Genomic DNA, 11,465 nt, shown 5'->3' on the forward strand with positions numbered 1-11,465 from the left:
TCCGATAACGCCGCGGGGGCGAGCGCCAGCTCGTTCGCCGCCGCTGTGGTGAGCCTTCATGAAAAATACGTTATTGCGCATCAACGATACGTTGTATCGAGTCTGTATCGGGATTGCGGGGCTGTCGGTCCTGACCATGACCCTGATCATTCCCTGGGGCATCTTTGCCCGTTACGTGCTGGGCAGCGGCTCCAGCTGGCCGGAACCGGTCGCCATTCTGCTGATGGTGGTGTTCACCTTCTTCGGCGCAGCAGCCAGCTACCGCGCCGGCGCACACATGGCGGTGGCCATGGCGGTGGATCGCATGCCGATGCAGGTTCGCAAAGTGGCCGTGGTGGTCGTGCAGATCCTGATGGCCATCGTTGCGCTGTTCATGATCTTCAAGGGCTTCAAGCTGTGCGCCACCACCTGGAATCAGTTTCTCGGTGAGTTGCCGGGCCTGCGGGTCGGCATCTCGTACCTGCCTATTCCCATCGGCGGCATCGTGACCCTGATTTTCGTCCTGGAAAGGATGTTCCTGGGTGACCAGAGCCACCGCTCCGTCATGCGGTTCGACGTTATAGAAGAAAGCGAAGGAGCCGCATAAATGGACGCATTGATACTGTTGGGCAGCTTTATCGCATTGATCCTCATCGGCATGCCGGTGGCCTATGCACTGGGGCTGTCGGCGCTGATCGGCGCCTGGTGGATCGAGATTCCGGCCGATGCCCTGATGATTCAGATCGCAGGCGGAGTGAACAAATTCTCGCTGCTGGCGATTCCATTCTTCGTGCTGGCGGGCGCCATCATGGCCGAAGGCGGCATGTCACGAAGGCTGGTGGCCTTTGCGGGCGTGCTGGTGGGCTTCGTGCGCGGCGGCCTGTCGTTGGTGAACATCGTGGCGTCGACCTTCTTCGGCGCGATCTCGGGTTCCTCCGTGGCCGACACCGCGTCGGTGGGTTCGGTGCTGATCCCGGAAATGGAACGCAACGGCTACCCTCGGGACTTCTCGACCGCCGTGACCGTGAGTGGCTCGGTGCAGGCCCTGCTGACCCCGCCCAGCCACAACTCGGTGCTCTATTCGCTGGCGGCTGGCGGCACGGTGTCGATCGCCTCGCTGTTCATGGCCGGGATCATGCCGGGTCTGTTGCTCAGCGCGGTGATGATGGGCCTGTGCATGATCTTCGCCCGCAAGCGCAACTACCCCAAAGGTGAAGTCATTCCGCTGCGTCAGGCGCTGAAAATCGCCGGCGAAGCCCTGTGGGGCATGATGGCGCTGGTCATCATTCTGGGCGGTATTCTGTCGGGCGTGTTCACCGCGACCGAGTCAGCGTCCATTGCCGTGGTCTGGTCGTTCTTCGTGACCATGTTCATCTACCGCGACTACAAATGGCGCGACCTGCCCAAGCTGATGCACCGGGCGGCACGGACCATTTCCATCGTGATGATCCTGATCGGTTTCGCCGCCAGCTTCGGGTACATCCTGACGCTGATGGAAATCCCGATGAAGATCACCACGGCGTTCCTGACCCTGTCGGACAACCGCTACGTGATCCTGATGTGCATCAACGTGATGTTGCTGCTGCTGGGCACCATCATGGACATGGCACCGCTGATCCTGATCCTCACCCCGATCCTGCTGCCAGTGGTCGCCAGTGTCGGCGTCGACCCGGTGCATTTCGGCATGATCATGCTGGTCAACCTGGGCATTGGCCTGATCACGCCGCCGGTGGGTGCGGTGCTGTTCGTCGGCGCGGCGGTGGGTAAAGTCACCATCGAAGCCACCGTGAAAGCGCTGCTGCCGTTCTACGTGGCGCTGTTCATGGTGCTGATGCTGGTGACCTACATCCCTGCCATCTCGCTGTGGCTGCCGGGCGCTGTGCTCTAACCCTTCTGTTGACTGTCGGCCCTCGCGAACGTGAGTTCGCGAGGGCTCAGGCACAACCGCTGTCTTTCCAGCCAAGGAGGCTGGTCCCGCATGTCCGCCCCTGCCCTGTTTCCCCGCCACATCGCCGTCCTGATACTGGCGTTGCTGGCCTGCTCTTTCGCTGGCAATCACATTGCCGCACGCATTGCCTTCGACCATGACACCGGCCTGCTGCTGGCGATTCTGTGCCGCTCCGGTGTGACCTTGCTGGTGCTGGTCAGTCTGGTGCTGCTGCAACGCGAACGCCTCAACCTGCCCGCCAGCACCTGGCGCTGGCAATTGCTGCTGGGCCTGCTGATCGCGACCCAGAGCTTCTGCATCTACTCGGCCGTGGCACGTATTCCGGTCGCACTGGCGTTGCTGGTGGTCAACGTCTCGCCCATCCTGCTGGCGCTGCTGACCTGGGCGCTGGGCGGTGCGGCACCGACGCGCCGGGCTGCGGCACTGATGGGCCTGATCCTGTGTGGTCTGGTGCTGGCACTCGACGTGCCGCATCGCCTGTCCAACCCCGGCAGCAGCGAGCCGCAGTGGCTGGAAGGCATCGCCTACGCGTTCACCGCAGCAGTGGTGTTCGCCTTTGCGCTGTGGATCACAGATAACAAGCTAGCTAGCATGCGTGGCACCGTTCGCAGCATGCTGACCATGGTCGTGGTCTTCATCGCGGCCGCCGTGGCCGGTGCCAGCGGCCTGTTGCCCGGCGGTGTGGACCTGCCGGCAAGCCCCGTCGGCTGGACCGCACTGGCCAGTCTGGTGTTGTTGTACGGCGTAGGCTTTTCGCTGCTGTTCATCTGCATGGCGCGTCTGGACATCGCCCGCAACGCACCGGTCATGAACATCGAACCGGTGGCCAGTCTGCTGTTTGGCTGGCTGATCCTGGATCAGTTGCTCAGCAGCGGTCAGGTCATCGGCGGCCTGATTGTCGTCAGTGGCATCGTGCTGTTGACCTGGCGCCGTGCCACGCCCTCCTCGAAAAACCCCATTGCGCAAGAGGTCCCGCCCCATGCCCGCGAACGTTCTGACCCTTGAAGACGGCCTGACCCGACTGACTCTGGCCCCGCAAACCGGTGGCAGCATCGTCAACTGGACAACACTGGAAAGCGGCCAGCCGTTGCTGCGCGCCAGCGACGATGACGCCCTGGCCGCAGGCACGCCACGCAAACTGGCCTGCTACCCGCTGGCACCCTGGTCGAACCGGATCGGCAACGGCGGCTTCGACACGCCCGACGGCTGGCTCGCCCTGTCGCCCAACAGCAACAATGACGCGCTGCCCATTCATGGCAGCGCCTGGCAGCAAGCCTGGGACGTGAGCGAGCAGAGCGACACGCACGTCTGCCTGCAACTCGACAGCCAGACCCCCTTCGCCTATCAAGCCCGGCTGCGCTACACGCTGCGCGACGGCCAACTGAGTATCGAATTAAGCACCACCCACCTGGACAGCCGCGCCGCCTGGCACGGGCTGGGTCTGCATCCGTACCTGCCGCGCACGCCCCACACACGCCTGCAGACCAATGCCTCGCAAGTCTGGCTGTGCGACGAAGCAGGCTTGCCCACGGAGCTGCGGGACCTGCCTGCCGACTGGAATTTCCGGCACGGCAACGCCCTGCCCCGTTCGAAACTGGACAACGGCTTCACCGGATGGGATGGCCGCAGCCTCATCCGCCAGCCGGATCTGGGCTACGAGTTGCACTGTGAGGCCAGCGGCAGCGAGTACTTTCTGGTGTTCTGCCCGCAGGATCTGGACTTCTTCTGCTTCGAACCGGTCAGCCACCCGGTCAACGCCCATCACCTGCCGGGGCATCCGGGATTGAAGCTGTTGCAGCATGGGGAGTCCATGACGTTGGGGTTCAGCCTGCTCTATCGGGCGCTTTAGCCTGTCGGTTCACGGTGAGATGATCAGCATCGAGGTACCGCTCAACCGGGTCAGTCCAGAAGCGCTGGCGCACTCGTTGCTCACTTTCGAATCAATGTCACCCAGCACGAAAACAGTCATCGCTTTGGCCCCCTTGTAACGGCCCTCCACAATGCTTCCTGTACCGACAACGGTGGTCGTGCGCTGATCTCCCTCAGTCTCAAGGCTTGCATTGAACGTGTAGGTACTGGTGGCACGGTCATTCCACCTGATCACCCACGTAATGGGCGAGGCCAGGGTGCGCAGCGCCTCGCAGGAGAACGTCGCCTGAAACCGTTGCTCCGATGAAGCACTGACGGCCAGCTCCGAGTCAGGTGAAACGCAAGGCCCCCAATAACTTCTGGCTGAGACAGTGACCAGGTGATTGTCATTGGCAAGCCCCGGTGACCACACGATGGTGTGCATTCCGGCCTTACAGGTCACAAGATTTTCGGCCTCAGCGACGGCCCGTTCAGGTGTGATGAGGAGGGCTGCGAGCCCGCAGATCAACAGCGCAGAACCCAGGCAAACCAGACCTGACAAACACCGCTCGGCAACAAGACGCATGATCGGCTCCGTGCACGTGATGATGTTCACCTACCGATGTATCAGTCTGTGTTGTCGGTTTCTACTGTAAGAAATGACAGGAGCCGGGATATACCATTGATATATCACACCTAAAATTGACTATGAATTGTCCTTTGCCCAGCCACGGAGTGATTTCTCATGGAGCAATCAACAGTATTCAAACGTAATCGCAGCCAGATTGTTCGACTGCCTAAGGCACTGGCGCTTCCAGACGATGTGAAACGCGTGGATATTGTCGCGGTGGGCAGAACCCGCATCATTTCGCCGGCGGGTGAAACCTGGAACAGTTGGTTCGATGGCGACGGCGTCAGTGCCGACTTCATGACAGAGCGAGAGCAGCCCGCCGATCAGCTGCGTTAATCGTTCTGATGCTGAAGTACATGCGCGATACGAATATCTGCATCTTCACAATCAAGAACAAACCGCTGTCCGTACGTGAAGCGTTCAATCTTCATCATGGCCAGCTTTGTATAAGTGCTATCACCTTGATGGAACTCATCTACGGCGCGGAAAAGTCAGTAATCCCTGAAAGAAATCTGGCCGTCGTCGAAGGCTTGCGCGTAAACGACTGGGTCGTTTAGTCAGCCCTTTACAGCCGATAACGCTATCTGTCTCGCCAGAGCCGATAAACGTCTGTCCAATTCGCCTTTTTTCCTTGTGATCCGTTCCCGCTGCGCCTGCGTAACACTGGCGTAGCGAACCAACACCAGACAACGGCGATCAGAAGGTGGATCATGAGCATCACTGCCAGTCTCAGGACCTTCTGTCACTTGTCCACCCCATCCAGCGATTCGCCGATAAACCGACTTTGGATCAATGAAGTCAGTGCCGTGGCCCTCCAGCAGGACCGCGACAGCTTCATGCGCATTTACGATCACTTCGCCCCGCGTCTGTTGCGCTACCTGACGGGGCTGAATGTGCCCGAAGGTCAGGCCGAGGAACTGGTGCAGGAAGTGTTGCTCAGGCTGTGGCACAAGGCTGATACGTTCGACCCGAGCAAAGCGAGCCTGGGCACCTGGCTGTTCCGGATTGCACGCAACCTGTACATCGACAGCGTGCGCAAGGACCGTGGCTGGGTGCAGGTGCAGAATTCGCTGGAACAGCTTGAACGGCTGGAAGCACCGCAGGACCGCACGCTCGATTACAGCCAGCGTCAGGAACAACAACTGGCCACGGCTATCCAGAACCTGCCAACCGATCAGGCGCGGGTATTACGCATGTCCTACTTCGAGGCACTCAGCCATCGCGAAATCTCCGAACGTCTCGGCATGCCCTTGGGCACCGTGAAGTCATGCCTGCGCCTGGCCTTCCAGAAACTGCGCTCCCGGATCGAGGAGTCTTGATGAACAACTTACGACACCCCGACGACGCCACATTGGTCAGCTACGCTGCAGGCGCGCTGGCGCAAAGCATTTCACTGGTCACCGCCGCGCATCTGGAACGCTGCCCGGTCTGCCGAACGCAATTGCGGCAAGCCGAACAGATCGGCGGCGTGCTGATGCAGCAACACAGCAGCACAGTCGTGCCGTTGCGAGGTCGGGCCGCGATGCTTGATCGGTTGAGCGAGCCTGCACCGCAACAGGGTCTGGCACTCAATCCGCGGCTGGCCTCCAATCAGGACCCCGACCTGCTGCCCGCGTGCATGCAGGCGCATTTCGGTCAGTACCTGAGCGCGTTGAAGTGGAAGACCCTGACGCCGGGCGTGCAGCGTGTAAAGGCCGAAGGCATTACGCAGGGCAACCTCATGCTGCTGAAAATCGCCCCCGGCGTCAGCATGCCGATGCACAGCCATCAAGGCAGCGAGATGACCCTGGTGCTAAAAGGGTCGTACTACGATGAACTGGGGGATTTCAGGCCGGGCGACATCGCCGACCTGCACAGCGACATGCAGCATCAGCCCATCGCCTACGAGGAATGCATCTGCCTGCTCGCGACCGAATCGCCACTGCGCTTCCATGGGTTGATTGCGCGCATGATGCAGCCGTTCATCGGGATCTGAGCGAACGGCTGCAAGGCCCGTTTCAGCGCTGGATGTCGACACCCAGCGAGGCCAGCGCGTCCCAGTACCCGGGGTACGTCTTGCCGACGCAGTCCGGGTCCAGAATGCGGATACCGGCGATCTTCAGACCTGCCAGCGCGAAGCACATGGCAATGCGGTGATCGGCGTGGGTGTCGATCAGTGCATCGACCGTCGTGCCGGCCAGTGCCGGGTTGGCGTTGACGATCAGGTCATCACCCTCCTCGATCGCCAGCCCCGGCGCAATGGCGCACAGGCCGTGGGACAGTGCCGAGACGCGGTCGCACTCTTTCACGCGCAGGTTGGCGATGCCGACAAAGCGCACTGGCTGGTTGTTGAAGGCCGCCAGTACGGCCAGTGTCGGGATGGCGTCCTGCATCTGCGAGCCGTCGATAATGGCCGGCATGTTCGGGAAGCTGTCGATGATGTGGCTTGCCAGTGCGTCGGGCTGAGTGAACGCGTCAGTGGCCACACCCAGATCGATGTTGCCCTGGGTCAGCGCCTGAGCGGCCCACAGGTAGGTCGCAGCAGAGGCATCCGGTTCGATATGGAAATCCGTCGCGCGATAGCCCGTGGCCGAGACTTTCCAGGCCGCATCACCGACAGCCTCAACCTGGGCACCAAACGCCTGCATCGCCGCCAGGGTCAGGTCCACATAACCGCGCGCCCCGATTTCACTGCCGGTCAGGGCCACTTCCAGCGGACCCTTGCCACACGCGCCCGCCATCAGCAGCGCCGAGACGTACTGGCTGGACAGGTTGCCATCAATCTCGATGCGCCCTGCCGCCAGGCCGCCCTTGCCTTTGATCGCCACCGGCGGACAGCCGGTCGGCGCGCTGACTTCAACACCCATGCGCTGCAAGGCGTCGACCAGTGGGCCGATTGGGCGCTTGCGCATGTACGCGTCGCCATCGACCACGAAGTCGCCTTCGAAGTTGGCCAGTGCTGCGGTCAGAAAACGCGTCGCGGTGCCGGCATTGCCCAGAAACAGGGCTTGCTGCGGGGCCTGCCAGTGACCGGAACTGGTGACCACGAAGGTGCTGTCATCCGGTTCGTCGACCTGCACGCCCATCAGGCGCAAGGCCTCGGACATGACGCGGGTATCGTCACTTTTCAGCGCGCCGGTCAGGCGGCTGGTGCCTTTGGCGAGCCCCGCCAGCAGCAGGGCACGGTTGGTGATCGACTTGGAACCGGGCGGGCTGACGCGCCCGATCAGCGGGCGCTCGACAGGCAAAACAGTGAGGGTGGCTTGAGATCGCATGATGTCCCTGAGCGTCAGCGGAAAAATCGCGATCCTAGCACGAGCGCGGGGCGGCATTCATTGCTCAACGCACACCTTTTGACAGGACTTCGACCACGCGCTGCCCGGCAACAAAAAGAGGATCCGTGGAGCGTGCCCGCGCACGCAACATCTCTACTGGATGTACTGGCCCCTTCGCGAGCAAGCTCGCTCCCACGAAGTTTGAGTTGCGCCCGATAGTTTGGGCAGGGCACTTATCCTGGTGGGAGCGGACTTGTCCGCGAATATGGTGCTCCAGTCGCTGACTATTTGTCGGATGTACGGGCCCCTTCGCGAGCAAGCTCGCTCCCACGGAGTTTGAGTTGCGCCCGATAGTTTGGGCAGGGCACTTATCCTGGTGGGAGCGGACTTGTCCGCGAATACGGTGCCCCAGTCGCTGACTATTTGTCGGATGTACGGGCCCTTTCGCGAGCAAGCTCGCTCCCACGGAGTTTGAGTTGCGCCCGATAGTTTGGGCAGGGCACTTATCCTGGTGGGAGCGGACTTGTCCGCGAATACGGTGCTCCAGTCGCTGACTATTTGTCGGATGTACGGGCCCCTTCGCGAGCAAGCTCGCTCCCACGGAGTTTGAGTTGCGCCCGATAGTTTGGGCAGGGCACTTATCCTGGTGGGAGCGGACTTGTCCGCGAATACGGTGCCCCAGTCGCTGACTATTTGTCGGATGTACGGGCCCTTTCGCGAGCAAGCTCGCTCCCACGGAGTTTGAGTTGCGCCCGATAGTTTGGGCAGGGCACTTATCCTGGTGGGAGCGGACTTGTCCGCGAATACGGTGCTCCAGTCGCTGACTATTTGTCGGATGTACGGGCCCCTTCGCGAGCAAGCTCGCTCCCACGGAGTTTGAGTTGCGCCCGATAGTTTGGGCGAGGCACTTATCCTGGTGGGAGCGGACTTGTCCGCGAATACGGTGCTCCAGTCGCTGACTATTTGTCGGATGTACGGGCCCCTTCGCGAGCAAGCTCCCACAAACATCGTGCGTTGACTGGGTACTTGATGAAGCAAACAGGCAAGGCCTCAGCCCTGCCCGCCAGACAGCTTCTGCAATTGGGTGTTAGCCGCCTGCAATTGATGACGGTTGGTCGCCACGTCCGTGACGTCGTAGATCACCAGGCACACATGGCTGATTTTCCCTGTGGTCGAGCGCAGCGGGAACAGTGTGGTGTTCTGGTACATGAACTCTTCCTGCCCGGTGATGGGCTGGTAATTCTTGAACCGCACCAGATAAGGCCGCTGCTCCCAGATCGTGAAGGCTGGCGTGCCCAGGGTCACGACGTTGTCGATCTTCTTGCTGAACCACGGCTGGTTCACATCGGGAAACAGCTCGAAGAAGGTCTTGCCGATGGCCACGTAAGGCACAACGCCTGAACGGTTCTCCATGAAGGTGTTCCAGACCGACACCTGGTAGTTGAGGTCGAGCACCACGATGCCCACGTCGATGTTTTGCGTGACGGCCAGCAACCAATGCAGCTCGTTGATTTCGATAGCGTTGCTCATGGGGTCAGCTCATCAGGTAGGCAAGTTTTTTGGTCAGCAGATCGACCGAGTCTTCGGTGAACAGCATCAGCAGATCAAAGTGAATGTTGTGGCCTTCCACGCTGTAGCTGATTTCCACCGCCAGGGTCTTTTTCCAGCGCTCACGGTTGATGCGGATCAGCTCGTCGATGCCGCCCTGGGCGCCCAGCAATTGTGGATGGCCCTGAGAGAAGGCGATGTCGATCTGCTCGGCAATGCCGCTCAGGCAGGCACCGATCAGAATCGTGGACAGGTCCAGGAGCATTTCCATGTCGGAGGAGTCGGGGGAGTTGCCGCCCATGAGCTTCGACACGCCGGAAATTTCCGAGTCATGAAAGATCAACAGCGCTTCGCCAGCGATTCCGCCACCGATATAGCCCTGACAGACCGCCGTCAGACGCTGGTCACTGTGTGCGTCGGCCAGCGCCATGTGCAGCTCGCCCACTTCGAGCATATTCACGTTGGGCACCGGCAGTTGCACGAACACCCCCAGCACCTTGGCCAGCAAAGCGGCGGCGCGGCCCATGGCAACGTTAACGGTTTCGCGGAACGCATCCTGGAAACTGATGATCCCCTGCCCCGGCACCTGGGGTGTAGCAACCGCGACAGGCAAGGCAGAAGGCTTGCCCAGCAGGCCCAGACGCTCGAGCGTGCTCTTGAGTTCGTCCGGGTCGGCGGGCTTTTTCAGAAACGCCAGTGCGCCCAGTTCCATGACCCGTCGGACGGCTTCGTCCTGCACGTCGCCGGAGACCACGATGACCTGGGTATCCAGTTGCTCGTCACGAATGGCGGCCAGTGTCTGGTAGCCATCCATGACCGGCATGGTCAAATCCAGCAGAACGACCTTGCCCAGACCGCTACGAATCGCTTCCAGGCCTTCCTGGCCCTGTGTGGCCATCGTCACCGAAACATCCCAGTCGGGGGGCAACGCCCGCATCAACTGTTTGCGCGCCATGTTGGAGTCGTCGCATATCAATAGCGCAAGAGTGGACATCGTGTAGTTCTCACTGCAAAAAATCAGGCTGCCAGAGGCAGATAGCATGGGTACGGTAACAGGGCTGCAACAGCCACGCGTCAAGTCCTGGCAACTTCAGTCACGGCAAACACATATCATATCGACATCACTCCTGCCACTTTCCGACGCCATCGGCGGGTGTGCCACTGGTCTGTTCATACTAGAAGAGTTTCATAGGCCGTCACGTATTGAAATCAATCGTTGCCGGCATCTGCCAGTGAACGGCCACAGGTATTTCTTTTTCCCGTGGCTACCGCTGCACGTGCAATAGGCATATTATCAACTGATAGATTTACAGATGATCATTCGATAGTAGAGGTGTGCCATGTCTCTCGCCATTCGCGACTACCACCCGGCGACGATACAGAAGCAGGATTTCTGGCAGTTGCTGGGGATTCCACCCCGTGGCGACCGCCTGTATTCGGCGCTGCGCAACGGCTTGCCGTATGAAATATTCGAGCGGCTTGCGCAGTACACCGACCTGAACCGCTCGACCCTGGCCGAGCACCTGGGGATTGCCCCCGCGACCCTGCAGCGCCGATTGAAGGTGCGCCAGTTCAATGCCGAAGAAAGCGATCGCCTGTTTCGCCTGGCGGCGGTCTACAAGGCGACTCTGGACCTGTTCGAGGACGACGCCGAAGCCACGCGCCGCTGGCTGGCCAACCCGGTATACGGCCTTGGCAATCGTCGTCCGCTGGAGATGCTCGCCACGTCCGCCGAAGCGCAGGCGGTGCTGGACCTGATCGGTCGGCTTGAGCACGGGGTCGTGGCTTGATCCCTGTCTATCGTCTGGTCAAGCGCAAGTGGCTGGCCCAGGCCTTCGACGGCGAAGGCGCCAAACTCTACGGCGGGCGCTGGAACAGCAAGGGCAACGCCTGTGTGTACTGCGCCGGCAGTGAATCACTGGCGTTGCTGGAAGTGCTGGTTCATCTGGGCAATGCGGCGGTGGTCCAGCATTACGCCATGCTCGAACTGCAGATCGCCGAAGAGCACATCCTCAACGCCCGCCCTGACACCTTGCCGCCCGATTGGCGCGAAGAACCCGCCCCACCGGCCACCGCCTCCTTCGGCGATGCCTGGCTGTTGTCCGGCCAAAGCCTGGCACTGGCCGTGCCCAGCGTGATCATCCCGCGCGAATCCAACTACCTGCTGAACGTGCGGCACACCGCCTTCAAAGCGGCCGTCGCGACGGCACGGGAGCTGGAGTTTGTCGTGGATGCGCGCCTGCTATAGAGCTTGCGC

The 11,465-nt window shown here is 61.0% G+C and carries 13 protein-coding genes and 1 pseudogene; 10 read left to right on the top strand and 4 right to left on the bottom strand.

Features of this window, described 5'->3' with window-relative positions; translation table 11 throughout:
• Positions 1-58 precede the first annotated feature (58 nt).
• The 4 genes from H8S56_RS17980 to H8S56_RS17995 all read left to right on the top strand — a co-directional run bounded on the left by H8S56_RS17980 (position 59) and on the right by H8S56_RS17995 (position 3,776).
• Positions 59-586 (top strand): TRAP transporter small permease, encoded by a 528-nt coding sequence (locus H8S56_RS17980; protein ID WP_024686774.1) that lies wholly within the window; start codon positions 59-61, stop codon positions 584-586.
• Positions 587-1,867 (top strand): TRAP transporter large permease, encoded by a 1,281-nt coding sequence (locus H8S56_RS17985; protein WP_024686775.1) that lies wholly within the window; start codon positions 587-589, stop codon positions 1,865-1,867.
• Positions 1,868-1,957: 90 nt separating this feature from the next.
• Positions 1,958-2,932 carry an EamA family transporter gene (locus H8S56_RS17990; protein WP_187519373.1) on the top strand — a complete coding sequence of 325 codons (975 nt, stop codon included), beginning with the start codon at positions 1,958-1,960 and terminating at the stop codon, positions 2,930-2,932.
• Complete coding sequence (locus H8S56_RS17995; protein ID WP_187519374.1) at positions 2,907-3,776, top strand: aldose 1-epimerase; 870 nt, start codon at positions 2,907-2,909, stop codon at positions 3,774-3,776. The genes H8S56_RS17990 and H8S56_RS17995 overlap by 26 nt, the downstream gene beginning before the upstream one ends.
• Positions 3,777-3,785: 9 nt before the next feature.
• Here the strand turns inward: H8S56_RS17995 and H8S56_RS18000 are convergent, their stop codons facing one another.
• Entirely contained in the window at positions 3,786-4,361 is a 576-nt protein-coding gene (locus tag H8S56_RS18000) for a hypothetical protein (protein WP_187519375.1), read from the bottom strand.
• 159 nt (positions 4,362-4,520) lie between these two features.
• On the opposite strand from H8S56_RS18000, the gene vapB reads away from it, so the two are divergent.
• The 4 genes and pseudogenes from vapB to H8S56_RS18020 all read left to right on the top strand — a co-directional run bounded on the left by vapB (position 4,521) and on the right by H8S56_RS18020 (position 6,381).
• On the top strand, positions 4,521-4,742 hold the full coding sequence (gene vapB / locus H8S56_RS18005; RefSeq protein ID WP_187519376.1) for a type II toxin-antitoxin system VapB family antitoxin: 222 nt from the start codon (positions 4,521-4,523) through the stop codon (positions 4,740-4,742).
• An 8-nt stretch (positions 4,743-4,750) separates the two neighbouring features.
• Positions 4,751-4,936 (top strand): annotated as a pseudogene (locus H8S56_RS18010) (PIN domain-containing protein); the annotation flags it as partial.
• A 276-nt stretch (positions 4,937-5,212) separates the two neighbouring features.
• Complete coding sequence (locus H8S56_RS18015; protein ID WP_024686779.1) at positions 5,213-5,725, top strand: sigma-70 family RNA polymerase sigma factor; 513 nt, start codon at positions 5,213-5,215, stop codon at positions 5,723-5,725.
• Positions 5,725-6,381 carry a ChrR family anti-sigma-E factor gene (locus H8S56_RS18020; protein ID WP_024686780.1) on the top strand — a complete coding sequence of 219 codons (657 nt, stop codon included), beginning with the start codon at positions 5,725-5,727 and terminating at the stop codon, positions 6,379-6,381. Before H8S56_RS18015 ends, H8S56_RS18020 begins: the two co-directional genes overlap by 1 nt.
• Positions 6,382-6,403: 22 nt before the next feature.
• Here the strand turns inward: H8S56_RS18020 and H8S56_RS18025 are convergent, their stop codons facing one another.
• The 3 genes from H8S56_RS18025 to H8S56_RS18035 all read right to left on the bottom strand — a co-directional run bounded on the left by H8S56_RS18025 (position 6,404) and on the right by H8S56_RS18035 (position 10,202).
• Entirely contained in the window at positions 6,404-7,660 is a 1,257-nt protein-coding gene (locus H8S56_RS18025; protein WP_187519377.1) for a 3-phosphoshikimate 1-carboxyvinyltransferase, read from the bottom strand.
• Between the two features lie 1,050 nt (positions 7,661-8,710).
• Complete coding sequence (locus H8S56_RS18030) at positions 8,711-9,190, bottom strand: PAS domain-containing protein (RefSeq protein WP_024686782.1); 480 nt, start codon at positions 9,188-9,190, stop codon at positions 8,711-8,713.
• 4 nt (positions 9,191-9,194) lie between these two features.
• Complete coding sequence (locus H8S56_RS18035) at positions 9,195-10,202, bottom strand: response regulator (RefSeq protein WP_187519378.1); 1,008 nt, start codon at positions 10,200-10,202, stop codon at positions 9,195-9,197.
• Between the two features lie 346 nt (positions 10,203-10,548).
• Between H8S56_RS18035 and parS the strand changes: the two genes are divergently transcribed.
• Together parS and H8S56_RS18045 are read left to right on the top strand one after the other, a co-directional pair.
• Positions 10,549-10,998 carry a type II RES/Xre toxin-antitoxin system antitoxin gene (gene parS, locus H8S56_RS18040; RefSeq protein ID WP_024686784.1) on the top strand — a complete coding sequence of 150 codons (450 nt, stop codon included), beginning with the start codon at positions 10,549-10,551 and terminating at the stop codon, positions 10,996-10,998.
• A complete protein-coding gene (locus H8S56_RS18045) occupies positions 10,995-11,456 on the top strand; it encodes an RES family NAD+ phosphorylase (RefSeq protein WP_187519379.1) in 462 nt (153 codons plus the stop codon). The genes parS and H8S56_RS18045 overlap by 4 nt, the downstream gene beginning before the upstream one ends.
• Positions 11,457-11,465 lie beyond the last annotated feature (9 nt).

Origin of the sequence: Pseudomonas triticifolii (genome assembly GCF_014358015.1) — a bacterium.
Taxonomy (GTDB): domain Bacteria; phylum Pseudomonadota; class Gammaproteobacteria; order Pseudomonadales; family Pseudomonadaceae; genus Aquipseudomonas; species Aquipseudomonas triticifolii.

What these genes read in the sequence shown, in the direction of transcription:
- H8S56_RS17980 (WP_024686774.1), top strand. Translation starts at nt 59, where the DNA reads ATGAAAAATACGTTATTGCGCATCAACGATACGTTGTATCGAGTCTGT.
- H8S56_RS17985 (WP_024686775.1), top strand. Translation starts at nt 587, where the DNA reads ATGGACGCATTGATACTGTTGGGCAGCTTTATCGCATTGATCCTCATC.
- H8S56_RS17990 (WP_187519373.1), top strand. Translation starts at nt 1,958, where the DNA reads ATGTCCGCCCCTGCCCTGTTTCCCCGCCACATCGCCGTCCTGATACTG.
- H8S56_RS17995 (WP_187519374.1), top strand. Translation starts at nt 2,907, where the DNA reads ATGCCCGCGAACGTTCTGACCCTTGAAGACGGCCTGACCCGACTGACT.
- H8S56_RS18000 (WP_187519375.1), bottom strand. Translation starts at nt 4,361, where the DNA reads ATGCGTCTTGTTGCCGAGCGGTGTTTGTCAGGTCTGGTTTGCCTGGGT.
- vapB (WP_187519376.1), top strand. Translation starts at nt 4,521, where the DNA reads ATGGAGCAATCAACAGTATTCAAACGTAATCGCAGCCAGATTGTTCGA.
- H8S56_RS18020 (WP_024686780.1), top strand. Translation starts at nt 5,725, where the DNA reads ATGAACAACTTACGACACCCCGACGACGCCACATTGGTCAGCTACGCT.
- H8S56_RS18025 (WP_187519377.1), bottom strand. Translation starts at nt 7,660, where the DNA reads ATGCGATCTCAAGCCACCCTCACTGTTTTGCCTGTCGAGCGCCCGCTG.
- H8S56_RS18030 (WP_024686782.1), bottom strand. Translation starts at nt 9,190, where the DNA reads ATGAGCAACGCTATCGAAATCAACGAGCTGCATTGGTTGCTGGCCGTC.
- H8S56_RS18035 (WP_187519378.1), bottom strand. Translation starts at nt 10,202, where the DNA reads ATGTCCACTCTTGCGCTATTGATATGCGACGACTCCAACATGGCGCGC.
- parS (WP_024686784.1), top strand. Translation starts at nt 10,549, where the DNA reads ATGTCTCTCGCCATTCGCGACTACCACCCGGCGACGATACAGAAGCAG.